Source organism: Smaragdicoccus niigatensis DSM 44881 = NBRC 103563, assembly GCF_000380645.1.
Taxonomy (GTDB): Bacteria; Actinomycetota; Actinomycetes; order Mycobacteriales; family Mycobacteriaceae; genus Smaragdicoccus; species Smaragdicoccus niigatensis.
In genome coordinates this window covers 17,076-41,610 of the sequence record NZ_AQXZ01000017.1, presented here as the reverse complement: position 1 = coordinate 41,610, position 24,535 = coordinate 17,076, and the positions used below count along the sequence as shown (strand labels likewise).

At 64.3% G+C, this 24,535-nt stretch carries 22 protein-coding genes; 5 read left to right on the top strand and 17 right to left on the bottom strand.

Features of this window, described 5'->3' with window-relative positions:
* The first annotated feature begins 135 nt into the window (after positions 1–135).
* On the top strand, positions 136–813 hold the full coding sequence (locus tag F600_RS0112820) for a hypothetical protein (protein WP_156024573.1): 678 nt from the start codon (positions 136–138) through the stop codon (positions 811–813).
* Between the two features lie 56 nt (positions 814–869).
* On the opposite strand, the gene F600_RS0112815 is transcribed toward F600_RS0112820, so the two are convergent.
* Positions 870–1,283, bottom strand: coding sequence for a transglycosylase family protein (locus F600_RS0112815; protein WP_018161022.1), 414 nt, complete (start codon positions 1,281–1,283; stop codon positions 870–872).
* A gap of 393 nt (positions 1,284–1,676) precedes the next feature.
* Between F600_RS0112815 and F600_RS0112810 the strand changes: the two genes are divergently transcribed.
* Positions 1,677–2,192 (top strand): OsmC family protein, encoded by a 516-nt coding sequence (locus F600_RS0112810; protein ID WP_018161021.1) that lies wholly within the window; start codon positions 1,677–1,679, stop codon positions 2,190–2,192.
* A 97-nt stretch (positions 2,193–2,289) separates the two neighbouring features.
* Here F600_RS0112810 and F600_RS0112805 read toward each other — a convergent pair whose 3' ends face one another.
* The 4 genes from F600_RS0112805 to F600_RS28015 form a co-directional block, all read right to left on the bottom strand.
* Positions 2,290–2,811, bottom strand: a complete 522-nt coding sequence (locus tag F600_RS0112805; protein ID WP_018161020.1) for a C40 family peptidase — start codon at positions 2,809–2,811, stop codon at positions 2,290–2,292.
* A 343-nt stretch (positions 2,812–3,154) separates the two neighbouring features.
* Positions 3,155–3,607, bottom strand: a complete 453-nt coding sequence (locus F600_RS0112800) for a hypothetical protein (RefSeq protein ID WP_156024572.1) — start codon at positions 3,605–3,607, stop codon at positions 3,155–3,157.
* Entirely contained in the window at positions 3,604–4,755 is a 1,152-nt protein-coding gene (locus tag F600_RS28020) for a glycosyltransferase family 4 protein (protein ID WP_156024571.1), read from the bottom strand. The genes F600_RS0112800 and F600_RS28020 overlap by 4 nt, the downstream gene beginning before the upstream one ends.
* Before the next feature lie 9 nt (positions 4,756–4,764).
* A complete protein-coding gene (locus tag F600_RS28015; protein WP_018161017.1) occupies positions 4,765–5,886 on the bottom strand; it encodes an alpha/beta hydrolase in 1,122 nt (373 codons plus the stop codon).
* A 115-nt stretch (positions 5,887–6,001) separates the two neighbouring features.
* On the opposite strand from F600_RS28015, the gene gad reads away from it, so the two are divergent.
* Positions 6,002–7,693, top strand: a complete 1,692-nt coding sequence (gad, locus tag F600_RS28010) for a glutamate decarboxylase (RefSeq protein WP_018161016.1) — start codon at positions 6,002–6,004, stop codon at positions 7,691–7,693.
* Between the two features lie 54 nt (positions 7,694–7,747).
* On the opposite strand, the gene F600_RS0112780 is transcribed toward gad, so the two are convergent.
* From F600_RS0112780 to F600_RS0112725, 12 genes are all read right to left on the bottom strand, one after another.
* Positions 7,748–8,035 carry a hypothetical protein gene (locus tag F600_RS0112780; protein ID WP_018161015.1) on the bottom strand — a complete coding sequence of 96 codons (288 nt, stop codon included), beginning with the start codon at positions 8,033–8,035 and terminating at the stop codon, positions 7,748–7,750.
* A 26-nt stretch (positions 8,036–8,061) separates the two neighbouring features.
* Positions 8,062–8,487 (bottom strand): nuclear transport factor 2 family protein, encoded by a 426-nt coding sequence (locus F600_RS0112775; protein ID WP_018161014.1) that lies wholly within the window; start codon positions 8,485–8,487, stop codon positions 8,062–8,064.
* Positions 8,488–8,574: 87 nt separating this feature from the next.
* Complete coding sequence (locus tag F600_RS0112770; protein ID WP_018161013.1) at positions 8,575–10,110, bottom strand: HD domain-containing phosphohydrolase; 1,536 nt, start codon at positions 10,108–10,110, stop codon at positions 8,575–8,577.
* A 91-nt stretch (positions 10,111–10,201) separates the two neighbouring features.
* The gene (locus tag F600_RS0112765; RefSeq protein WP_018161012.1) at positions 10,202–10,789 is read right to left on the bottom strand and encodes a C40 family peptidase; all 588 of its coding nucleotides are present in this window, start codon (positions 10,787–10,789) and stop codon (positions 10,202–10,204) included.
* A gap of 440 nt (positions 10,790–11,229) precedes the next feature.
* A complete protein-coding gene (locus F600_RS28005) occupies positions 11,230–12,387 on the bottom strand; it encodes a hypothetical protein (RefSeq protein WP_018161011.1) in 1,158 nt (385 codons plus the stop codon).
* A 151-nt stretch (positions 12,388–12,538) separates the two neighbouring features.
* Positions 12,539–13,159 carry a class I SAM-dependent methyltransferase gene (locus F600_RS0112755; RefSeq protein WP_018161010.1) on the bottom strand — a complete coding sequence of 207 codons (621 nt, stop codon included), beginning with the start codon at positions 13,157–13,159 and terminating at the stop codon, positions 12,539–12,541.
* A 62-nt stretch (positions 13,160–13,221) separates the two neighbouring features.
* Positions 13,222–14,778 (bottom strand): HD domain-containing phosphohydrolase, encoded by a 1,557-nt coding sequence (locus F600_RS0112750; protein WP_018161009.1) that lies wholly within the window; start codon positions 14,776–14,778, stop codon positions 13,222–13,224.
* A 59-nt stretch (positions 14,779–14,837) separates the two neighbouring features.
* The gene (locus tag F600_RS0112745) at positions 14,838–15,173 is read right to left on the bottom strand and encodes a transglycosylase family protein (RefSeq protein ID WP_018161008.1); all 336 of its coding nucleotides are present in this window, start codon (positions 15,171–15,173) and stop codon (positions 14,838–14,840) included.
* A gap of 360 nt (positions 15,174–15,533) precedes the next feature.
* Entirely contained in the window at positions 15,534–18,065 is a 2,532-nt protein-coding gene (glgP, locus tag F600_RS0112740; RefSeq protein WP_018161007.1) for an alpha-glucan family phosphorylase, read from the bottom strand.
* 10 nt (positions 18,066–18,075) lie between these two features.
* Positions 18,076–18,699: an ESX secretion-associated protein EspG gene (locus tag F600_RS0112735; protein ID WP_018161006.1), complete on the bottom strand. Its 624-nt coding sequence runs from the start codon at positions 18,697–18,699 to the stop codon at positions 18,076–18,078.
* Positions 18,696–19,790 carry a hypothetical protein gene (locus F600_RS0112730; protein WP_018161005.1) on the bottom strand — a complete coding sequence of 365 codons (1,095 nt, stop codon included), beginning with the start codon at positions 19,788–19,790 and terminating at the stop codon, positions 18,696–18,698. Before F600_RS0112730 ends, F600_RS0112735 begins: the two co-directional genes overlap by 4 nt.
* Before the next feature lie 12 nt (positions 19,791–19,802).
* Positions 19,803–20,357: a DUF3558 family protein gene (locus F600_RS0112725; protein WP_018161004.1), complete on the bottom strand. Its 555-nt coding sequence runs from the start codon at positions 20,355–20,357 to the stop codon at positions 19,803–19,805.
* Between the two features lie 67 nt (positions 20,358–20,424).
* On the opposite strand from F600_RS0112725, the gene F600_RS0112720 reads away from it, so the two are divergent.
* Both F600_RS0112720 and glgB read left to right on the top strand, forming a co-directional pair.
* Positions 20,425–22,413, top strand: coding sequence for an alpha-1,4-glucan--maltose-1-phosphate maltosyltransferase (locus F600_RS0112720; RefSeq protein WP_018161003.1), 1,989 nt, complete (start codon positions 20,425–20,427; stop codon positions 22,411–22,413).
* Entirely contained in the window at positions 22,410–24,494 is a 2,085-nt protein-coding gene (gene glgB, locus F600_RS0112715; protein ID WP_018161002.1) for a 1,4-alpha-glucan branching protein GlgB, read from the top strand. The genes F600_RS0112720 and glgB overlap by 4 nt, the downstream gene beginning before the upstream one ends.
* The last annotated feature ends 41 nt before the right edge of the window (positions 24,495–24,535 follow it).

Here is a 24,535-nt window from a genome sequence, read left to right as displayed (position 1 = left end):
TGAATGGCTTGAAGATATCTACTTTTCCGCAGGTCAGCACCTGTTTTAGAAAGTCACTCAAGTAGCCGATCTGTGCGAGCGGTCACTAGAATTCAGTGGCACGCACCACTCGTACATTGCGTCGGAGAGGGCCACATGAGCGCACCGCAGGGACCCGGATGGCAGCAAGGTCCAGATGGGCGTTGGTATCCGGCACAGCCCCAATATCCGGCACAGCAATATCCGCCTGGACCGGGATATCCGCCTGGCCAGCAATATCCCGGGCAGCAGCCCTACCTCCCACCGCCCAAATCGAGCCGCAGCTGGCTCATTCCGGTCTTGGTCATCGTCGGTGTGATCGTCCTGAGCGGCATCGCCTTCACGTGGTGGGTCGCAACGAAGGTGGGCGACGCCGTCTCGAACGTCACCGGCGGCACGGACATGACCTGCCCAACCGGCGCGGAGATCTCGCGATTGCTCGGCGCGAACGTCAAAGGCCCAACCGCCGCACCGGAGTTCTTCGTGGCCGCCGCCTGCTACTACCAGCCGGCCACCTCCTCCGACCTATACGAGGTGATCATCGTGTCGGGATCGAAGCTCATCGCCGACGACGAGATCGCTTCGATGAAGTCCGAGGGCCTGTCGGCCGGCGCGTCGCCGCACTCGATCAACGTCGGCGACAAGGGCGTGGCCTGGGCATCGACGACGAAGAGTTCCGCGATGGCGGTCGGCGAGAAGGCGCTCGTCGGCGTTGAGGTGCAGGGAAAGAACTCGACCGAGATTCCCAACCAGGAAGCGGCAGCCGTCGCAATCCTCGAAAAGGTTATCCACTAGCCAGACACAAAGAAGCGCGCATCCATTGGATGCGCGCTTCTTTGTCGTTCAGGCTATTAGAAGTTCTTGCCACAGACCGGCCATGCGCCGATGCCCTGTGCCGCGAGAACCTTCTCCGCGATCTCGATCTGCTGTTCGCGGGTCGCACCGTCGGCGGTCGCAGCGTAGGCGGTTCCGCCGTAGGCACTCCACGTGTTCACGTCGAACTGAAGGCCACCGTAGTAACCGTTGCCGTTGTTGATGTGCCAGTCTCCACCCGACTCGCACGCCGCGACGGCGTCCCAGTTACCCGAGTAGTGGGGAACAACAGGGGCGGGAGCAGAAGCCACAGCAACAGAGGTCGCTTCAACCTTGATCGGGGCTTCGGTCTGGTCTGCTGCGTAAGCGACACCAACCGATCCACCAAGGATTCCGACGACACCAGCACCAGCAATCAGCATTCGGGTGTTGAACATCCGGAGGCTCGACATTGCTTTGATTCCTTCTCACCGCTCAGCGTCTTTGCCGGCCTGCCCCTGTTTGGGTTGAGTCATCCGGTCGGGGGGCAGGTCGCTCAGCGCCGATCCGGGGCGTTCGATGTCTTGAATTTCAATTTCGAACTGCAACTATTAAAGCAGATATCCATTTGGATTTGTGGCTGCAACATTTTCGGAAGACAATTCGGACACATGATCAAACAATGGTGTATGCACAGGTCAACGGCACATTATGAATAATTCAGACCATAATCGACCACGGTTTTAGTGGCCCAGTTCACCAGGTCAAAGTGACGGCCGCCACCACGCCAGAGTTGCCCGGACCACGTATTGCGCACGCTGAGTGAAACCGTTGGCCGCCTGCGCGATCGACGACAGAGTGGCGCCATGACATCAACGATCTCCCTCAACCAGGTCAATCTGCCCGCCGTCGCCGGCCTCGTGGCCGCGATCCAGGCGGCACCGGCAAAGGCCCACACGAAGTGGTCCAGCGACGTTCGATGGACCGGAGCGTTCCAGACCGAGGCCAGCGTCCGGAACTTCGACGCGATCCGATCGGACGAGCCGGCGACCCTCGGTGGCTCGGACACGGCTCCGAACCCGGTCGAGCAACTGCTCTCCGCCCTCGGAAACTGCCTGGCCGTGGGATACGCGGCAAACGCGACGATCGCCGGGATCGCGATCGACGAGCTGTCGATCTCCCTCGAAGGTGACCTCGACCTGCACGTATTCCTCGGACTTGCGGAAGGTCACGCGGGATTCTCCGCGATCCGCGCGGTCGTGGACCTGCAGGCCGGTGCCAGCGACGAAGCGATCGCCGATCTGCATGCGAAGGTCGCGGCAACCTCGCCGGTAGGCCACACCCTGAACGCGGCAGTCCCCCTGACGATCAGCCCCCGCTGACCATCAGCCGGCAAAAAGACGTCCACCCCGGCGAGAGCAAGTCACCGGGGTGGGATTCTTCAGTTGGTTCAGGAGCCGTGTTCACGACAATCCGGGGTCACACGTAGCGGTAGGCACCGTAGATCGGCCACGAGTTCACGTCTGCCAACAGAATCGGCACACCTTCCATCGAGGCATGGATGATCTGTCCGTTGCCGATGTACAGGCCGACGTGGTGCGCATCGGAGTAGTACACGATGACGTCGCCGGGCTGCAGTGCGTCGAGCGGAACCGGCACGCCACCGGTCGCCTGCGCCTCACTGGTCCGCGGAATCGCGACCCCGATCTGGGCGAACGACCATTGGACCAACCCCGAGCAGTCGAACGCGTCCGGTCCGGTCGCGCCCCAGACATAGGGCAAACCGAGTCGGGTCAGCGCGATCGAGGCGACCTGCTGTCCCCGCGACACGGGAGCCGGCTTCGGAATGCGCGGCACCGAGGGCGGTGCAGGCACGACCTGGACGAGGGCTTGGGGAGCTCGTTCGGTGGCCGCCTGCACACCCGAGGGCACGAAAACCGCCGACGAAACGAGACCCGCGATCAACGCCGTTCGCGCCACTCGCGTTGTCGTTTTGCGCATTGGTCTGGTGGCCCTTCGTCGGAATTGAACATCGGAAGATTACTTAATTCCTTGATCGAATTCCCAATGCAAACCTGCAGGTCAAGGGCTGCGATCTCAGCCACCAAGGTCAAATTCCACGACAATTCCGCACGAATTCAGGGCAAGAATTCCTATTTGACCTGCGCGTTTCGCGCCGCCTGGAAAGTTGCTGCTTCGTCAAATCCACCATTCGGGACGACAGCGCGCGACCGAAGCGCGTAGCAAACCATATCTGCGCAGGAAGAGGGCTTGTCAGCCCGCTCAGCTAATCGCCGGGTTCGAAACCAATCGTGAGCTATCTCTCAATACGACCGAGCCGCGTTTATACGACGCATTCGAACGAATTGATCTTCCATGAACCGTCAGTCCTGACGAGTCCCAGGTCGATCTCGACGGACATGTAGTCGTAGTTTCCGCGCACCCACATCGTGCCGGTGTCGCCGCCGATCTTCGGCGTCGAGAACGTGTATTCGGAGTACTTGAGCGGATTCTGGCTGCACGTCACCAGGTCCGCGCCGGGACGCTGGCGAAGCGCATCCGCGGCGGCCGGCGTGATGTACCCCGACTGCACCCAGTACTCGCGCGGACGCGTGTGGTCGTCGAGGTACGTCCGGTAGAACTCCTGGATCCTCCGGCCGACTGCTTGCGGATCGGACGCCTCGGCAGACGTCGTCACCGTGCTCGATGTACTCGACGTCGCGGGGGCGTCTGCATTGCTACACGCACTCAGCACACAGCCCACGATCGCCACCGCCACCGCGAGACTCCGCCTCACGCGAAATCCTTCGGATTGAGGACCTTCGCGTAGGTCTGCTCGACACGCGACAGCCAGACCTTCGCACTGAACTCCTCTTCGAACCGGGCACGCGCGCTGTCTCGCGAGACCGCACCCTCGTCGAGTTGCTCGAGGGCGGCCCGCAGGCTCGCGGCCCCGGCTTCGATGTTGAACTGAACGCCCGCACCGTTCTTGGTGAGTTCGTTGGCTTGCGCGATCGAGTCTGAGACCGCTAGTGGGGTGCCGGATTGCAGCGCCTCGATGGCGGTCAGCGGACCGGTCTCGGGCCAGCGACTCGACACGACGACGCCCTTCGAGCCGGCGATGAGCGCACGTGCCTCGGCATACGGAAGCTGACCGACGTAATCGAAGGTGTTCGGCTCCTTCGCTGCCGCCTCCCGGACAGTCGGTTCGAGTCCGCCCGACCCGATGATGGTCAGTCGCTGTTCCCGCGGCCAGTTCTCGATGAGCCAGTCGATCCCCTTTTCGGTCCCGAGACGACCGATGAACACCCACGAGCCTGTCGTCCGATCGGATCGGGTGACGGGGGTGTCGCTCACGAAGTACGGGACCTTGTCGACCTTCGGCCCGACCAGGCTCTCGAACAGTGCGACCGACGGGTCGGTGTGCGCGATGAGCCGCGTTGGATACTGCAGAGTCGCCGCGTACTTTCCACTGTCCCGAGTCGCGATCGCCAAGGGCAGACTCGCGATCGGGCTGTCTTTGTAGCACTTGTGCCGGATCGCGGCGAGCGAACTCGTCTCGAGACATTCATGGCACACATGCCCGTCGCGGTAGAGCCATCCGGCGGCACACAGGGTCCGGAAGTTGTGCAGCGTCGCGACCGAGTTGTGCGTCCACTTCTTCAACCAACCGGTCCCCCAGTTCGGGAACAGATTGTGCACATGAACGATGTCGGGGCGGAACTTCTCGAGCTCCGGGCTCGGGTCCGGTCCGCCGATATTGGCCGCGCGGAACGCCGACCGGACCTTGTACAGCGGCTGCTGGCTGTCTTCGTCGGTCTTCCGGTTGATGAGAACGACGTCGTGACCTGCGGCTTCGAGCACCGCGAACTGGTCGAGGACCGCCTGGTTCTCGCCGCTGGGGTTCTCGCTCGTGTAGAAGCTATGCACCATGGCGATTCGCACGGACAGATGCTACGCACGCACCACACGGTCATACAGGCCAACGGCGATAACGGAAAGGTTGTATTCGGACATCTGTCCCGCACGCGGGTAATCGGCGTGGCTGGCCGCGCCTTTTCGCATCACTCCGTCGGGACTCAACCCCGCCATGACGGACAGCTTCTCGAAATGCGCGTCCCCCGGCGAGGGCCCAAACCGATGCGTACGGCCGAGGTGCGCGATCCAGTCCTCGGGCGCCTGCATGACCCACCCGTGCCCAGGCGGCAGCCCCAGATTCGACTCATCGGCCGCGTTGACACCCGGCGATCCGTAGAACACCGCATCCCGAACCGGCTGGCCCGGGTGCGGATCCTGCAAGGACAAGCCGACCGTCAGAGAACCGTACGAATGCCCGAGCAAGGACAAGTGCGGAAGCTGGTGTGTGCTCGCGACTCGAAGGCCGTCACAGAACCGAGCGAGCTTGTTCGCGCCGCGCAGCGCACTCTGCTTCTGCGCGGCCTTCACCCACACGAGGTACTTGGCGCCGGGCTCCGGGCCCTCATGTTGCGGCGGCTCGTAGTCGAGCCACGCGATGCAGGCGAACGTCTCCCCACCGCGCCCGGCCAGACTCAACTGCTTGAGTCCTTCGGTCTGGAGCGACTGTGCCTGGTTGACCATCACCTCCATCGAGGCGTCGACGTTGGTGTCGACGCCCGGAACGGTGGTCGAGATGTGGTCGGCAGTGTCGGGGTCGCCGATCGCGAACGCGGCCATCGCCCACTGCCCGGACACCAGATCGACCGCCATCAGCTTCGCCTCGGGAATTCGGATCAGAATCCCCGTGATCCGTGCCATCGCCTTGAGCTTGCGTTCGGTGTACCAAAGCTCGACCGACTCCGGAGAAGGTGCGAACCGAAAGCGAGTCGGGACCGGCATTCGACCGCGGAGTTCTTGCGCACGAGCCTCGAGCCGCTTCTGCTCACCCGGCAACTGACTGACATTCGCGCGGTGCCGGATCTCGCACGGCAAACCATCGGCATGTCCGACCCACACAGCGTTGCTCGCCAGCAGCTCGTCGCGGCCGGAATCGGACAGATCGTCCCAAAAGCGACGATTGTCTATCGGCAGCGCGAGACGGTCCGGCGTAGTCAGCACACGTCAACAAATACCCAATGTCTGGTACGCATCCAAGGTTTGCCGAATCAAGAAAACGCCACAGGTGCCCGGCGTACGGTCAGCACTACCTAAAGCAGCAAATGGGGAGGTTGCAATGGGCCTGGTGCAGAAAGCCGGGATCGACGAAATCATTCGGAAAGCGACACGGCAAGGGCTGACTGCGGCCGTCCTACCCGACCATGTGGCGGCTGCGGTGGACCGGAGTCTGGCGGCCGCGGCGTCGGGCGATGTCAGCGGAGTCATCTCCGGATCGAGCGAGGTGCTCGGACATGGAATCACCGCTGCCACCGATCTCGGCAGCGCACTGACCGGCAGGGTGCTCGGTGCCCTCAAGACCAAGCCGGAGGCGGCTCCCGCTCCCTCGGTCGTGGTGACCGCACAGCAAGCCGTGACACCACCGACTGCGCCTCCCCCGGCAGGGCCGTCGTCGGCCAAGCCGATCCCGGAGCAGGAGCCGGTCGACTACATGCGTGCGCCGCAGTACTTCCTGCATTCGCAGGGCTGTGGCTACGAGAACGCCTACGAGATGATCTCGAGCGAACTCCTCCTCGATGGTTCCGCCCGGCTCAACCTGGCGACGTTCTGCACCACGCAGATGCCGGCACTCGCCGACCGTCTGATGGCCGAAACCGCAGACAAGAACATGATCGACAAGGACGAGTACCCGCAGACCGCGGAGATGGAGTCCCGCTGCGTCAACATCATCAGCAATCTATGGAACTCCCCCGCTGGGGAGAACGCCATGGGCTGTTCGACCACCGGTTCATCCGAGGCGGTCATGCTCGCCGGCCTGGCGATGAAGTGGCGGTGGCGCCAGAAGATGAAGGCCTTGGGCAAGGACACATCGCGACCGAACCTCGTCACCGGCGCGAACGTCCAGGTCTGCTGGGACAAATTTATGCGCTACTTCGACGTCGAGGAGCGGCTCGTCCCCCTCGACGGCGACAAACTGTGCCTCACCGCCGACAAACTGCGTGAGTACGTCGACGAGAACACGATCGGCGTCGCGACCGTTCTCGGATCGACGTTCGACGGTCGGTACGAGCCGTTCGCGGAGATCGCCGCCGAACTCGACCGCATCCAGGAAGACACCGGCCTCGACATCCCGCTCCACATCGATGCCGCGTCGGGTGGTTTCGTCGCGCCGTTCATCCAGCCCGAACTGATCTGGGACTTCCGGATCCCGAGAGTGGTCTCGATCAACGCGTCGGGCCACAAGTACGGGCTTGTCTATCCGGGCGTCGGCTGGGTTGTCTGGCGCACCCCGGAATACCTGCCCGAAGAGCTCATCTTCAACGTGAACTACCTCGGCGGTGACATGCCGACGTTCTCGCTCAACTTCTCCCGCCCGGGCAGCGAGGTCGTCGCGCAGTACTTCATGTTCACGGCGCTGGGCTTCGAGGGCTACCGGAAGGTCCAGCAGCAGAGTGCGGACGTCGCGCAGTATCTGGCGATCGAGGTCGAGAAGATCGGTCCGTACGAGCTCGTCACGCGCGGAACCGATCTCCCGGTTTTCGCCTTCAAGCTCAAGGACAGCGTCAAGAACTACACGGTCTTCGATGTGTCCGATCGTCTGCGGGAACGTGGCTGGCAGGTTCCGGCGTACACGTTCCCGGCAAACCGTGAGGATCTGGCCGTGCTGCGCGTCGTGGTCCGCGCCGGAATGTCGCACGATATGGCTGATTTGCTGCTCGCCGACCTGAAGAAGTACACGGCGAAGCTCGAAGCGATGCACGCGCCGATGCCGTCGATCCTCAGCAGCGTCGACAAGCTGTTCGCGCACTGAGACAAACAGGCCACTGGTCGGCGATGGTGCCGGCCAGTGGCCTTTTTCGCATCCCTAGGGCGTTGTAAGAAAGTTGTGCACGTCGTAAAAGGTCAGCCGTGGTTCGTCCGTGAACCCCGCTTGTGCCGCGAACGGGCCGATCTGTTCGGCCGCGAAAGTCTCGAACGCGTCTTGGTCCTCCCACACATCGGTGACCCGAATCCCGTTGTCGGTCTTCGTCACCCAATGGAACAGTGAGCCGGGTGCAGCCTTGCCGCGGGGCTCCAGTTCCATCAGCTTGATCACCTGGTCGTACTGTTCGAGAGTCGCGTTGTCGAAGTCGAACACCACTGCGATTGCCATTTCTTCTCTCCTTTGTGGTGGGCGGACTAGGCCGGCGCCGAGCCCGAGTGCTTCGCGGTGTCGACGTAGTGGCGGATCGACGACACCAGTCCGGCCTCGTCGAACGTCCACAAGTGCAGTTCCTCGTCGCGGATATGAGTCCCGTCCGGGGCGGTGAACTCGATGGTGATCATGGCGACCGCGCGACGGTCATTGCTCATGACGTCATGGACGGTGAACTCGTGGAAGACGTAGGTGCCGAGAACCGCGAACAGTTCACCGACGGCCTCGCGTCCGCGGCGCGGACGGAAATGCGACAGGGTGGCTCGCGTCTGCGCCCAGTTATCGGCCCAGTCGGCGTCCCACGAGACATCGTCGGCGAGTCGGTCGAGAATCGCCGGGATGTCGCCGGAGCCGAATGCGGCATAGATCGCTTCTACGGTGCTGCGGGTGTCGGTCGGGGTGGTGATCACGGTTTGCTCCTCGCTCGTTGTTACGACGAGGAAAGAGTGCGCTCAGCGACGTGGGTCACACATCGGTCGTTCGACCTATTCGCCGAATCAGTCGACCAGCAGTCCGTGCTGCATCGCGAACACCGCGATACCGGGCCGCGTCCGTACGCCGGTTTTGTCGTAGACATGCGCGAGGTGATGCCCGACCGTTCGGTCGGAGATGCTGAGCACCGCCGCGATCTCCCGGTTGGTCTTGCCCCGCACAGCCAGACGCAGAACGTCGACTTCCCGCCCGGTCAGGTCGCAGGGATAGGTATTGCGCGGCTTCGGCATTCCCGCCGCTTCGAGAACGGCGGCCGCCGCGTCGCGGTCAATGCGCCCCGCTTTGACCTCGGCATGAACGGTTGCCGCCGCGTCACCGATCTTCAGCGCAGGCCGGTGGGATCGTTCTTCGGTGAGGGCGGCGGTCAGGTCGGCCGCGGCGAGCAAACGGGCCGTCGCCGACACCTCGCCACGCGCAGCGCCATGCGGATACCCGGACCCATCGCATCGCTCGTGATGCGATGCCGCATCGCGTGCGAACTGTTTGGTCGCCGGACACCGCTGCAGAATGCGCCCGCTCCAATAGCTGTGCAGCCGAACGCGTTCCCAGTCCGCGACGCCGAGTGGTCCCGGTCGATCCCAGATCTCGGCAGAGACGGCCACGCGGCCGATGTCGTGAACGAGCGCAGTCGCCCGGACCGCACTCAGGTCACTCATCCCCAAGAGACGGCCCGCGTCGGTGGCCAATTGAGCCACGTGCGTCGAGTGGCCGAGCAAATATCGACCTTTGAGGTCGGCCACCATCGCGAACGTCAGGCACAACCGGTCGACGTTCCCGAACGCGACTTTCGAACGCTCGCCGGGCTCGGCGGCGACCACGGCAGCGACGAGATCCGGATGCTTGATGACATCCAGCACGCTGGCTTCGAACCGGGCCACCAGTTCGGGGTCGAGCTGTCCGCCGGCTCGCGCGCGTACCTCTGAGACCGCACGCTCCCGTCCACCGGTCGCGGCCGCGAGCACCGCCTGTTCGGCGATATGCACGATGCGCGTCGGCAGGGCGATCTGATCACCGCGGAGACCATTGGGCAGCCCCATCCCGTCCCAGCGTTCATAAACCTCGTCGAGAGCGCGGATCGCCGCATCGTCGAGCGTCAGGCCTGCGCCCAGTGCACGACTCACTTCACACCCGGCGCGCGTGGCGAGCGGGCCGACGGTCGGCGCGACCTCGACGAACCGCTGCGCGAGTTCCGACTGCCGGCCCGGCACCCACGCGCCGAATCGGGAGAGCTGGGAGCTGAATACGTCCGGACGCCCCACGTCGAGCACGTGAAACGCTGATTGGAAGGCAACGTCATCGACGAAGAGTTCGGCGGACTCGGACGCGTTGCTCGTGCATCCGATCCCCCGCAGCAGCGCGGCGTGATACGTCGCCCGGCGATCCCGTTCATCGAGTCCGAGATCGCGCGCGAAGGCATCGGCGACGAGGCAGGTCTGCAGACTCTTTTCGAAATGCACCCCGGTCGCGACATCGGTCGCCAGAGCAAGCGCAGAGAGCACCTCTGCGACGCTGATCATCGACGACGGTGAGATCGTGGACACGCCGGGATCATACGCACAGAAAAGCCGCCCGGCTCGGGGGATCGAGCCAGGCGGCAGTCCTTGCGTCCCACGGGTTCAGCGGGACCGGTCGTTAGAAGCGGACGACGCCGTCGACGCCGTAATTCGACATGGCGTCGATGATCACGCCGGTGCCCTCGTTGAGGGCGTGGACGATCTGTCCGTTGCCGATGTAGATGCCGACGTGCCCGCCGCCGTACATGACGACGATGTCGCCCGGCTGGATGGCGTCGAGGCTGACCGGAGTACCGGCCGCCCACTGCTCGTTGCTGGTACGCGGGATCGACTTGCCGGCCTGCGCGTAGGACCACTGCACGAGACCCGAGCAGTCGAACGCCGACGGGCCGTTGGCGCCGTAGACGTAAGGCGAACCGACCTTGCCGGTGGCGAAGTCGACGACCGACGAGACGGCGGCGATGATCGGGGCGACGATCTCCTGGACGGGCTCCGGGACCACGACGGGCGGCGGTGGCGGCGGTGCCGGGATGAACGGCGCGATCGCGGCGGCCTTCGTGTTGGTTTCGGTGTACCACGTAGCGGGCAAGGCGGAGGAAGCGTGAGCCGGCGCCTTCTGCGCCGTGGCCGGAGCCGTTGCAGCTGCAGTGAAGAGCCCTGCAATCAGAGCGGTGCTGACCGCGCGCTTGATCGACTTGGATGCCATTGGTTTCGGTTCCTCCGTGGTCAACCGAGTGCCGTGGCACCCGGCGGAGCGGCGACGATGCCTACCCCTGGAGCGCGAGCTTCAAACTGGTTTGTTCCAGCCCGCAGAATCATGGAGAACATTAACCAGAGAATTCAGAATGTTCATCACGAAACAATTACGAAACACATTGTGGAATACGCCACAAATCATGATCATCGTTCAATTAGCCGGGTGTTCGCTATTCAAAAACCGCCCACTAGCTGCAGTTATGAGTGAGATAGGAATTCCGTAAGAATGTCAACGGAACAATCCGGACATCGCGCAGGACGAATCGCCACCCACATCCGCATGGTTCATGCAGGTCAGCGCGTACCAATCAGGTGTATCCCGCAACCATAATCGCGAAACGAATTGTGGTCTATCTCACATTCCACGGGCGCGGGCATGCCCGAGGCGTGTTAGGACGCCCAGCTGCCGTTGGCGAACCGACGCTCGAACGCGAAGCGCATCGCCGCCAGCTGGGTGTACGGAGCGCGCAGCATGCCTTTCGCGGTGTTCTTTGCCGACCAACGGATCTCGGGTTCCGGCATCGTGTTGATCATGCCGACGAGGGCTTCCACAGCCACGGCGAGAACTTCCCGCTCCCCCATTTCGGAGCATCCACGGGCGGCGTTTGCCGGCTGCAACTCGTCGAGATCGCCGACGACGTCAAACCCCACGTCGACGATGTGCGCGACGATCGACGCCGACTTCTCGACGGCCCACTCGCGCGCCTCCTCGGGAAGTGTCGGCAGCGCCTGATCGTCGAGGTGCGCCAACACCGAGCCGATGAGCTGATTCTTGACGACGTTCTCGTAACGCCACCAATCAATGTTGCCGCGCACGCGCTGGTTGACGAGGCGCAGTACCTCGAGTCCGCCGACTCCGAGCGAGGAATTCGAGAATTCGATCTCGAGCGGAAGAAATGATCCATCGATACCGAGCACCGACAAGAAGCGATCCCAGAGGAGCCCGGTCCCCGCACTGCTCGACGGCACCGTGACCACGTGCATGCGATCGGCCGGAACAACCGAACCCCACGTCGACAGAATCCGGGTGACGTCCTGGAACTCCCAGAACGGGTCCGTCGCCGGATTCTCCGACGCGACGTCAGCGACGAACTGTTCGAAACTCGTCGTGTACTGGTTCTTGATGTTCTCCTGCCACACCGAGGGAATCTGGCGGGCGAGATCACGCGCAGCGACGATGACGTGAACTTCGGCGAAGTCGAGCTTATGGACGAGTTCCTGCACGCGATCGACGCTGGCGTTGGCAAACAGTTCGTGCGACAGAATCGATGTCCTCGGCCAGTGCCGGATCTCGTTGACAAGCTTGTCGAGGATGCCGTGATAGGCCGGGTTCGCCCAGTCGAGGTAGCGCTCGGGCTGCAGGTGAGTCGCCGCCTGGAAGTGCGCATCGTGTGTCTCGCCGGGATACAGCAGCCCACCCCGCAGGGCGGCGCGGCGGTTCCGCCACAGGCGGTCCTGCAGATAGGTAGAGCCGGTCTTCGGGAGGCCGATGTGGATGAAGACCCGCTGGCGCGGTGTCCGCTGCAGGCTCAACGCCGATGCCTTCATTCTGTTCACCCCAGCGGTCGATCTTTTGCTGTTCCTTCAGCAACAGACGATAGGGATGTGACTTGTGAGGCACCGGCGGTGACACTGACCCAGAGGTGTTCGTGATCAATTTGTGACTTGCGTTACAGGAGCGCCCTGACCAGGCGAAAAGCTAGGCGACGAGGGTGCCGATGATGAGCTCGCGGATGAACGGGGGCGACTCCGGAAACTCGCCCGATGTCATCGCACCCCGACGGAAGCCGGCCTGCAAAGCCTGGTCAAGGGTCGGGCGGTTCAGATTGCAGCCCTGAAGGACGAATTGGTTGACCCCGTTGAGCCGGTTCTGCCACGTGACGATGTTCGGCTTCGACGACCGGACATGCTCGAGGAGCAGCAACTCTCCCCCCGGTCGCAACACACGACGCAGCTCACGCAGTGCGCGCGGTTGGTCGTCGACCGAGCACAGCACGAGGGTAGAGACGACGGTGTCGAAGCTGTTGTCCTCGAACGGCAGATCCTCGGCGGGGGCCCGTAGCACCATCGTGCCGGGCCGATCCTGTTCGACCTTGCGATTCAGTTGCCCGATCATCGACTTCGACGGCTCGGCGAGGGTCAGGCCGGAAATCTCGTCGCCGTAGAAGGGCAGGTTCAAGCCCGTACCGGCACCGATCTCGAGAACCTCGCCTTTCGCACCGCCGAGAAGGTCGCGGCGCATGTCGGCGAGGCCCTTCTTTTCGCTGCCCGACATCAGTGCGTCGTATACGTGGGCGAACGCCCATTCCCCGAAGCTCATCTCAGTCCTCCTAGTTCGTACTTTCCTGGCGATAACGCTAGGGACGTACGGCACTCGAGAAATCAGGCATTTTCCGTATCTTCTGGGAGCAGTCCGTATCGAACCGCGAACAAGCCGGCCGCCGCCCGACTGGAGGCCCCGATCTTCGTATAGATGTGCTCGACGTGTTTGCCGACGGTCTTCGGGGTGACCACCAACTGCGTCGCGATGTCCTTGTTCGAACTGCCGCGCGCCAGCAGTCTCAGAACATCGACCTCACGACTGGTCAATCCCGCCGGATGTTTGGCCTTCGTCGGGACGCGATGACCGACGGCGGCAAGGACCGCATCCACGCTGTCGGCGTCGAGCCGCCCAGCCTTGACCTCGGCGCGCAACTGGCTCGCGGCTTCCGAGTCCGCGAACGCAGGCCGATACGCACGCGGCTCGCGCAGCGCTTGGTAGACGTCGGCGGCGGCGAGCAGTCGCGCACTCCGCGATATGGATGCTCCGGCCAGGCCGCGCGGGTAGCCGCTGCCATCGAGTCGTTCCGCGTGCTGCCCGGCGATCGACCCGATTCGAGCAAGCTCCGGTGCCTGGCTCAGCATTCGTTCCGTCAGATACGGGTACATCCGGACGCGTTCCCAATCGCCGAGTCCGAGCGGTGCGGGACGGTCCCAGATCGCATTCGAGACGCCGAGGCGTCCGATGTCGTGAAGCAAAGCGGCTCGACGCAACGTCGTCCTCGCCTCCGGATCGAGTCCGGCGATCGAGGCCGCGCTCTCCGCGAGCACGGTGACCGCGAGGGAATGGCCGATCGAGTAAGGCGACTTGAGATCGGTGAAGGTCGCCACCGCGCGTAGCGCCGCATCGAACGTTTCGTCGTCGAGCGGGACCGCGAGTTGGGGCTCGGAAGCGATCACCCGGTTCCACGTCTCGTCGGTGTCCGCCGTTTCGAACACCTCGTTGCGCCGGGAGACGACGAGATCGCACAGCAGCGGGTCGAACTGTGAACCAGAACCCTCCCGCGCCACCTGCGCGGCCGCATCGATGCCCCGGACCCGATAGGCGACTTCGAGGAACTCAGACAGCTGCGCGATCCGCGCCGCCATTGGAATCTGTTCCGCGCGCAGCTTTCCGGGCCACCCGTGTCCGTTCCATTGTTCGTACGCGGCGGCCAACGCCTCCCGGGTCGACATCGGCAACCCCAGCTGCTCCGCCAACTGCCGTGCCATCGCCGCGTGCTGGTCGATCATGTTGTCGACCTCGCGATGTCCTGAAATGGCGAATTCGAGCCCGATCCGGACTCGGTGCAGCGGCGGACGTCCTTCACCGATCCGGCCCAGACCGGCGATCACCGAGCGGAAGCTCCCCAGTCGGTGCACATACTTGTCCGCTTTGAGGGCGATGTCATCGCCGAACCACTTGGCCTGCTCGTGGGCGTCGGTATGACAACCGACATTGACCAGCAGTGCCGTGTAATAGACGTCGACGCGTTGGCGTTCGTCCAGGCCGGTGAGCTCAGCCAGGCGCATCCCGATGAGGCACTGCCGCAGCACATGCTCCATCGGCTGCCCGAACCCAAGGTCGATGCCGAGCGAGAGCGCCGCCACGATCTCGGCGAGCCGGACCTGGCCCTTCATGGGATAAGAAAACACCGCACGCATTGCTGCGTGCGGTGTTTTGAGTCAGTGGGTGGCGATCAGAGGTACGCGCCACACGACGGCCAGGCGCCGGCACCGGAGTCGGCAAGAACCTTCTCACCGATTTCGATCTGCTGCTCGCGGCTCGCAAGGTCAGCGCTCGCGGCGTAGCTCATACCACCGTAGGCAGCCCAGGTGCTCTGCGAGAACTGCAGACCGCCGTAGTAGCCGTTTCCGGTGTTGGCGGCCCAGTTGCCGCTCGCCTCGCAGTTGGCAACGCCATCCCAGTTGTGGGCGGCTGCGGCGTTCGCGACGCCCATCGAGCCGGTGACGATTGCGGTGGACAGAGTACCGAGAAGGAGCGCACGGGAGGTCGACAGCTTCATGGTTGCCATTGCGAGAATTTCTTTCTTTCCGCTCAGCGACGTTGCTCGCCTGCCCCTATAAGGGTTGGTATTCCGGTCGGGGGGCAGGTCGCTCAGCGCCGATTCCGGTTGCTCTTTTCGAATTCCGAGGAACTCGAGCTGAAATAACTAAATCATGTTCAGGACCCCGATTGTGGGCAATGTTAGCCAGGCCACATTGGGTCGCGCGCATGTACAAGGCAATCGTTTACGCAGTTCAGCGATGCTTTTTAGAGATCATTAACTTAGCGCCAGCGTGAACGGCGTCACACGTTGGGAGTGAACTGGACCACACCAAAAATGGTCGATGCGCCGCCATCAAAACGGCGCATCGACCACATTCAAGATTGTTTAGGCCAGCGTCACAAGCCCGAATTCGGCGGAATGTGCCATCAATTCATTTCGCGGCAATACGCGAACTGTGTACCCGACGGCGCCCGATACCGGCACCTCGATCGTCGCCTCGTACTGACCGGGGCTGACGCTGGTCATCGGGAAGGCGACGACGTCGGTGAGTTCATCCGATGCCGCCACTCGTCCCAGGACCGCCTCGACGAGAACATCGTCCGGCCCCAGGCCGGCCAGGTCGACCTTGGCCCGCAACGACAACTCAGACCCGATTTCCGGGGTGTCCGGCAGTCCGGAACCATCAACCTGCTGCACCCGCACGCTCGGCCACGCGCTCTCGACCCGGCGACGGAATTCCGCGAGGGCCTTCGCTTCGGCGAAGCCGTCGGCGGCCATCGCATGCCCGGCGATCGCGGCCGGGAGGTAGTACCCGAGCGTGTAGTCACGCACCATGCGGGATGCCAGCACCTTCGGCCCGAGCGTCTGCAGCGTGTGCCGCACCATTTCGATCCAACGCCCGGGAATGCCGTCGGCGTCGCGGGTGTAGAAGCGCGGCGTCACGGACTTCTCGAGCAGCTCGTAGAGTGCGGCAGCTTCGAGGTCGTCGCGGCGGTGCTCATCGGTCACGCCGTCGGCCGTCGGGATCGCCCAGCCGTTCTCACTGTCGGCCCACTCATCCCACCAGCCATCCCGGATCGACAGGTTGAGTCCGCCGTTGAGCGCCGACTTCATGCCCGAGGTGCCGCACGCTTCCAGTGGCCGCAGCGGGTTGTTGAGCCAGACGTCGCAACCCCAGTAGAGGTACTTGGCCATCGACATGTCGTAGTCGGGCAGGAAGACGATCCGATGGCGAAGTTCGGGGTCGTCCGCAAAGCGGACGATCTGCTGGATGAGCCGCTTTCCACCATCGTCTGCGGGGTGGCTCTTACCCGCCACGACGAGCTGGACCGGGCGTTCGGGATCGAGCAGCAGCTTCTTGAGCCGCGCCGGATCGCGGAGCATGAGTGTCAGTCGCTTATAGGTCGGAACGCGTCGCGCGAATCCGACGGTCAGGACATTCGGGTCGAAGACGCCGTCGATCCAGCCCAGTTCTGCCTCGGTGGCACCGCGCTCGATCCACGACGCGCGGACTCGACGCCGAACTTCATCGACGAGCAGGGCGCGGAGGTCGTTGCGTGTTCCCCACAACTCTTCCGCCGGGACGTCCGACAACTTCTCCCAGCCCCGCGCTTCTTCGACCAGTTCCGGGCCAACGAACGTCCGCGCCTTGTCCAGCCACTCACGGGCCGCCCACGTCGGGGCGTGCACGCCGTTCGTGATGGAACCGATCGGCACCTCGTCCTCGTCGAACCCATTCCACAGCGGGTTGAACATGCCTCGCGACACCTGACCGTGCAGCTGGGAGACACCGTTCGACCGTTGCGCGAGCCGTAGACCCATGTGCGCCATATTGAACACATGGGGGTCTGCCTCAGCGCCGAGCGCGATGACGCGATCGGTGTCCAGCCCCGGAAGCATCGAGCCATCGAGGTAGCGGCGGACCAGGTCGACCGGGAATCGGTCGATACCCGCCGGCACCGGAGTGTGGGTAGTGAAGAGCGCGCCGGCGCGAACCGCGGCGAGCGCCTCATCGAAGGAGAGCCCACCCGTCATCATTTCGCGGATTCGCTCGAGCCCGAGGAACCCCGCGTGGCCTTCGTTGGTGTGGAACACATCCGGTTCGGGCAGCCCGTTGACCGCGGTGAAGGCGCGCACCGCCCGCACGCCGCCGACCCCGGCGAGGATCTCCTGCTTGATGCGATGGTCCTGGTCACCGCCATAGAGGCGGTCGGTGACCCCGCGCATTTCGCCGTCGTTCTCGGCGATGTCTGAATCGAGCAACAGCAGGTGCACGCGCCCGACATCGGCGATCCAGACGCGAGCTCGCAGAACGCGGCCGTTCGGCATGGCGACGTGAATGAGAACCGGGGCGCCATGGTCGGTCAGCAAGCGCAGCGGCAATCCCTGCGGATCGAGTGACGGATAGTGCTCGAGCTGCCAGCCGTCGGACGACAGTGACTGACGGAAGTAGCCCGACCGGTACAGCAGACCGACGGCGATAAGCGGCAGGCCGAGATCGGACGCTGCTTTGAGGTGGTCGCCGGCAAGAATTCCAAGACCGCCCGAATAGTTCGGGAGAACATGCGCAACGCCGAATTCCATCGAGAAGTAGGCAATGCCGTTCGGCTTGTCCCCCGACAGACTTTGGAACCAGCTCGGCCGCTCCAAGTACTCGGTCAGGTCGGCGTCCTGCGCATCGAGCAGCGCGAGGAATTCCGCGTCCTCGGCCAGTTCGTCAAGCCGAGCCGGCGAGACCTCCCCGAGCATGCGGACGGGATCGTGGCCCACGTGTTCCCACACGGCTGGGTCGATCGCGGCGAACACATCCTGCGTCGGCGGGTGCCATGACCAGCGCAGATTGGTCGCCAACCGCTCGAGGCGGCTGAGCCGCTGCGGGAGATGAGCACGAACGGTAAACCGACGCAACGCCTTCACCGGGCGAACACTACCCGCGCGCCTCGGTCATCGCCGCTCGGACAAGCAGGGACAGTTCGTGACTGATCGTCTCGGTTGAAGCCGGGGTGACGGTGGTCCAGCCCTCCGATTCAGTCACGACATATCGACCGTCGCGCAAGTCAGCCCACCGCACCGAGCCAAGCCAGTTCCCGCGCTCTCCCATCGCCACGCTGAGGGAACCAGCCGCCGCCGCAGAGTCGAGCACGGGTTGGACGTCGTCCTTCGGGCCCTCGATCCTTCGGCGGTGGCCCGCGGCGACGACGGGCAGAGTTCGCACCGCCTCGTCGATCGCGCGAGCCGTGGTCAGCCGAACCGTCACATCGCCGTTTTCCGTCGCGACCGCGGTGAATCCGCCCGCGTCCGCAACGTACGAACGAATTCCGCTGCCGTCGACAGCGATCCGCAGATCCGGCCGCGCCAGGACGCGTAACGCCGTGAAGAAGTCCGGGTCCATCGCATGGATGCGCTCGGCCGCTGCGTTCCGGAGCAGGCGGTACTCAGCGGCACCCATCGGTCGATGAACGAATTCGATGGGATAGGGCAACGTGTCTCGACCCGCGAGTTCGCACGCGATGACGAAGTCGAATCCCGAGACCCGCCACTGCGCGGTCATTCGCCCAGCACCGGCTGCGTTGCCATCGGCAGGTCGCCGACGAGTTCGCTCGTGTTCGACGCCGCCACCAGGTACTCGCTGCTCTTCCTCTGCTCCTCCTCCTCGCCCTTACCGCGCGCCAACGGCGGGAACATTCCGCTCATCGGTTGCCCGTTGCGGCCGACACCGCCGAGTCCGCCGGCCGACCCCGGCAGACTTCCCGCCACCGAGCGTCCGGGCGATGCCCCGAGCCGGGGCGCCGCAGCCAACGCCCCGGCAGCGCTGCCCGCCAGACCCGCCGAGGACGCACTGGGATGAGACGACGACGAGGCGCCGGCTCCCCCGCCCAACTGCGCCGCCGAACTGGTCGCGCTGCCTGAGGTCGACGCGGGATTGAAAGTCGCCGCCTGCGTCGCGGTTCCATCACCGGAAGCCGAGCCCGGTATCGCCGAATTTCCCGACCCGCCAGCCGCGCTGGAAGCATTTCCGGCCTCGCCACCGACACCTTGAGCCGACCCACCACCCAGCGGCTGGGGCTCCGGGAGCCGGGGCGTGCGACTGTCGACCTCTTGAACACCCGGCTGGTACAAGGTCCGCATCACGCGACGGGCTTCCGCCTCAGCCTCCCTCGCCGACTCCGCGCTGGGCGGCGTGCTCTTGGTCGGGGTGTCCTGCGGAACCTTGTCCTTTGTCTCCCGCAGGACCGACTCCGTTCGGTCGAGGTCGTTGGCGACGAGCTGCATCGACGCCAGCAGGTGACCGGCCTGCTCGGTGTAAGCGCGCACCGCCGCGGTGGCTGCCGCACCCGACGCCCCCTCCCAACTCGCACTCAGCGCAGTGGGCAGGGTGTCCGCGAAGGTTTTGTGCGCGGCTTTGCCTTGCTCGGTGACATTGCGCCACGAGTCGGCCATGGAGTTGATGCAGTTCGGATCGGCCGAATCCAGTGCTTTGAGGATCTCCTCGTGTGACCACGTCTCAAAGGCCTCGAGATCCGTGATCGCCGGCGGTTCCGTCTCGTGGTCCCAGCCGCCCTCGATGAGAGCGCGTTCACTCCGGTTCACCGCGTTGTCCTGAGCGACCGTCAGGCGAGGTGGATCAGTTTTCGGTGCCATGGTTCGTTCTCCTCAGGCCGTTGGAATCGCGTCGACGAGGTTGCCCGCATGCTCGAGCGCGATGCCGCACAACGCGGACCGCGTCACGGCGTAGCCGTCCTTCGCGTAGGGAACGACCACGACCGACCCCGACCCGCCTTCAAAGGCCACCAGACACAGATCGGTGCCGGGGTCCGCCGAATACGAGAAGACCAACGCGTGGCGGCCACCGACCGTTGTGCGACGGAGAACGAGCACGTCAGACGACGATTCGATCCTGGCGAGGCCAACGTCGTGGGAGAAGATTCCGACGGCGTACCAGCTTTCGTCAGACACCCACAGACAGGCCGGGACATCCCCGTCGGATTGATTCGATTTCGTCGACGGTCGCAGGTGCGCATGTTCAAGGGCACGGTTGGACAGGTCGAAGCACGGGTCGAAGTCGGCCGACTCGGTGGAAACCGACGCCGCCAGCGCGGGCTTCGGTGGTTCTTTGGCCAGGGCGTGCCCTTCGATCGTGTTGGCACACCCGGAGGCGGTGATCGCGATGACGACAGCGATGCCTGCGCCCGCGAGACGTTTCTTCATGTAGGTCCTTTCCCGCATCTTGGACGCTCGCCACCGCTACTCGGTTCCGCTCGCTAGGGTTTGAGGTGTGACCGGCCGCATCGCCATCGACGACATCACCCCTTCGATCTCCGGCGGATGGGCGACGAAGGCTGTTGTGGGAGAGGTCATTCCGGTTCGCGCAGTGGTGTGGCGCGAAGGCCACGAAGCCCTGGGTGCGACGCTCGTCACAGTTGCTCCGAACGGCTCCGAAGGCCGGATACACATGGCGCCGGCACTCGAACCGGACGTTTTCAATGCGACGTTCTCGCCGAACGTCGAGGGCGAATGGCGCTTTCGGATCGAGGCCTGGGGCGATCCGATCGCCACCTGGCGACATGGCGTGGAGAAGAAACTCGGTGCCGGGCAGTCGGTCGCCGAACTGGCCAACGACCTCGAACTCGGCGCCCGCTTGTTCGATCGCGCCGCTGCGGAGTCGCACGGCAGAAGCCACGCGAAGTTGGAGAAGGCGGCGAAGGCGCTGCGCAGTTCCCGCCCCTTGACCGGTCGCGTGGCCGTCGCGTTCTCGACCGACATCGCCGACATCCTGAGCGCACACCCGCTGCGGGAGCTGGTCACGGAATCGGCGGAGAACCCGGTGACGGTCGAACGCCGAAGAGCGCTCTACGGCAGCTGGTACGAGTTCTTTCCGCGATCGACGGGCGGGTGGGATGCCGACGGCGATCCCGTCCACGGCAGCTTCGCCACCGCGACCGAAGACCTCCCCCGGATCGCGGCCATGGGATTCGACGTTGTCTACCTGCCGCCGATCCATCCCATCGGGAAGGTCAACCGCAAGGGCCCGAACAACACGCTCACCGCGGGCCCGTCGGACCCCGGATCGCCGTGGGCCATCGGTTCCGAGCACGGCGGCCACGACGCGATCCATCCTGCGCTCGGCACCGTCAAGGACTTCAAGCGATTCGAGGACGCCGCTCGCAAGCTCGGGCTGGAAATCGCACTCGACCTGGCGCTGCAGTGCGCACCCGATCATCCGTGGGCGGCCGAGCACCCGGAGTGGTTCACGGCGCTGCCCGACGGAACGATCGCCTTTGCGGAGAATCCGCCGAAGAAGTACCAGGACATCTACCCGCTCAACTTCGACAACGATCGCGACGGCTTGTACGCCGAGTGCCTGCGCGTCGTCGAATACTGGATTTCACTGGGCGTCAAGATCTTCCGCGTCGACAACCCGCACACGAAGCCCGCGGACTTCTGGACCTGGCTCATTGCCGAAGTCCGTGCAAAGCACCCGGACGTCATCTTCCTGGCCGAGGCGTTCACGCGTCCGGCCCGGATGTACGGGCTGGGGCGACGCGGTTTCAGCCAGTCGTACGGCTATTTCACGTGGCGCGTCTACAAGCAGGAGCTAGCCGAATTCGCGCTCGAGATCGCGCACAAGGCCGACGAGGCGCGACCGAATCTGTTTGTCAACACCCCCGATATCCTGCACGCGAGCCTGCAGCACGGCGGTCGTCCGATGTTCGCGATCCGGGCCGTCCTCGCGGCCACGATGTCGCCGACCTGGGGCGTCTACTCCGGCTTCGAACTCTTCGAACACGTCGCCCTCAAGGAGGGCAGCGAGGAGTACCTCGACTCGGAGAAATTCGAGCTGCGTCCGCGCGACTACGCCGCCGCCAAGGCCCGCGGGGACTCCCTCGAACCCTGGATCACCCGGCTCAACAACATCCGGCGCACACATCCCGCACTGCAGCAGTTGCGCGTGATCCATGTTCACCACATCGACAACGACAACCTCCTCGCGTACTCCAAGGTCGACCCCGTGACCGGCGACTGCGTCCTCGTCGTCGTGAACCTGAACCCGAACAGCGTCGAGAGCGGGACCGTGTGGCTCGACATGCCCGCCATCGGGCGTGACTGGGGCGACCGTTTCCAGGTTTACGACGAGGTCAGCGGTGAAACCTACGATTGGGGTCAGTCGAACTGGATTCAGCTGGACCCATGGAAGGCCGTCGCCCACGTTCTCGCATTGCCTGCGGTGGCCTTGCCGACCCGGACGGAGCGCGCCTACCGATGAATCCCCATTCGCACCTCGGCGCCCACGAGGTGCCGGCCGGCACCGTCATCCGCGCTCTTCGCCCGCACGCAGAGCGGGTCGCGGCCCGGATCGGCGGCGTCGACTATCCGCTTCAGCCCACGTCAGCAGGCATTTTCGAGGCGACGGTCCCGTTCCATGACCTCATGGACTACCGCTTGGCGGTCACCTATCCCGGCGGCGCCGAGACCGTGATCGCCGACGGATACCGCTTCCTGCCGACGATCGGCGACGTCGATCTTCATCTCTTCAACGAAGGCCGCCACGAACGCCTGTGGGAGATTCTCGGCGCACACCTGCACACCTATACGACCCCGGACGGCGAGGTTTCGGGGACCTCGTTCGCAGTGTGGGCACCCAACGCTCGCAAAGTCACGGTCGTCGGCGAGTTCGACCACTGGGGCGGCGAGACGTACCCGATGCGGATGCTGGGCTCGTCCGGCGTCTGGGAGCTCTTCATCCCGGGCATCGGCGTGGGCGCGAAATACAAGTACCGGCTCGAATACGGCAGCGGCGAAGTCAGTGATCGCGCAGACCCGATGGCCTTCCAGACCGAAGGACCACCGGCGACGGCGTCGGTCGTGAGCGAATCCCCGCACGCCTGGGGTGACGGCGCGTGGCTGGAACAGCGCGCGTCCTATCACGCGACGACAGCGCCGATGGCCATCTACGAAGTCCATCTCGGATCGTGGCGGCCCGGTCTGAACTACCGCGAGATGGGCGTTCAGCTCGCCGATTACGTTCAGCAGCAAGGCTTCACGCACGTCGAATTGCTGCCGGTGGCCGAGCATCCGTTCGGCGGATCCTGGGGCTATCAAGTCACGTCGTACTACGCGCCGACCGCACGGTTCGGCACGCCCGCCGATTTCAAGTGGTTCGTCGACCACCTTCATCAGCGCGGAATCGGCGTCATCTTGGACTGGGTGCCGGCGCACTTCCCGAAGGACAGCTTCGCTCTCGGCAACTTCGACGGCACTCACCTCTACGAGCACGGCGATCCCCTCCGGCGCGATCAGGCTGATTGGGGCACATACGTTTTCGACTTCGGCCGATCCGAGGTCCGAAACTTCCTCGTCGCGAATGCGCTGTTCTGGTTCGACCAATTCCACCTCGACGGACTGCGCGTCGACGCGGTCGCGTCCATGCTCTACCTCGACTATTCCCGGACCGAGTGGCGCCCCAACAAGTACGGCGGCCGCGAGAACCTCGAAGCCGTTCAGTTCCTGCAGGAAATGAACGCGACCGTGCACAAACTTCATCCGGGCGTCGTGACGATCGCCGAGGAATCGACCTCGTGGCCGGGCGTCACGCGATCGACGAACGTCGGCGGCCTCGGTTTCACCATGAAGTGGAACATGGGCTGGATGCACGACACTCTCGGCTACCTCGGCCGCGATCCCATCCACCGCAGCTTCCACCACCACGAGATCACCTTCTCCCTGATGTACGCGTGGAGTGAGAACTTCGTCCTCCCCCTCAGCCATGACGAGGTCGTCCACGGCAAGGGCACGCTGTGGACCCGCATGCCCGGCAACCACGCGGCCGGCGTCCGAGCGCTCCTGTCGTACATGTGGGGACACCCAGGCAAGAAGTTGCTCTTCATGGGGCAGGACTACGGCCAGGTCAGCGAGTGGTCGGAGGAACGCGGCCTGGATTGGGACCAGGCCGATCCTGGCATTTCGCGGATGGTCGCCGACCTCAACGCCGTTTATCGAGCCCACCCCGCGATGTGGAGCCGCGATACCTCCCCCGGCGGATTCAGCTGGATCGATGCCAACGACAGCGGCAACAACGTCCTGAGCTTCCTGCGCTACGGCAGCGACGGTTCGATCATCGCGTGCATCTTCAACTTCTCCGGATTGACCTTCGGCGGGTATCGCGTGGGCCTACCCGAAGCCGGCGTCTGGCGGGAGATCTTCAACTCCGACGCGGGCGAATACGGCGGCTCCGGTGTCGGGAACTACGGGGCCGTCACCGCGACCGACGCCACCTGGCATGGCCGCCCGGCGTCAGCCGAGATCACGATTGCGGCGAATTCAGCAATCTGGCTTCTCGCACCCTAGCTCTGGATGCACCGTCGGTCGGTCCGCTCCTCCTCCTTGCA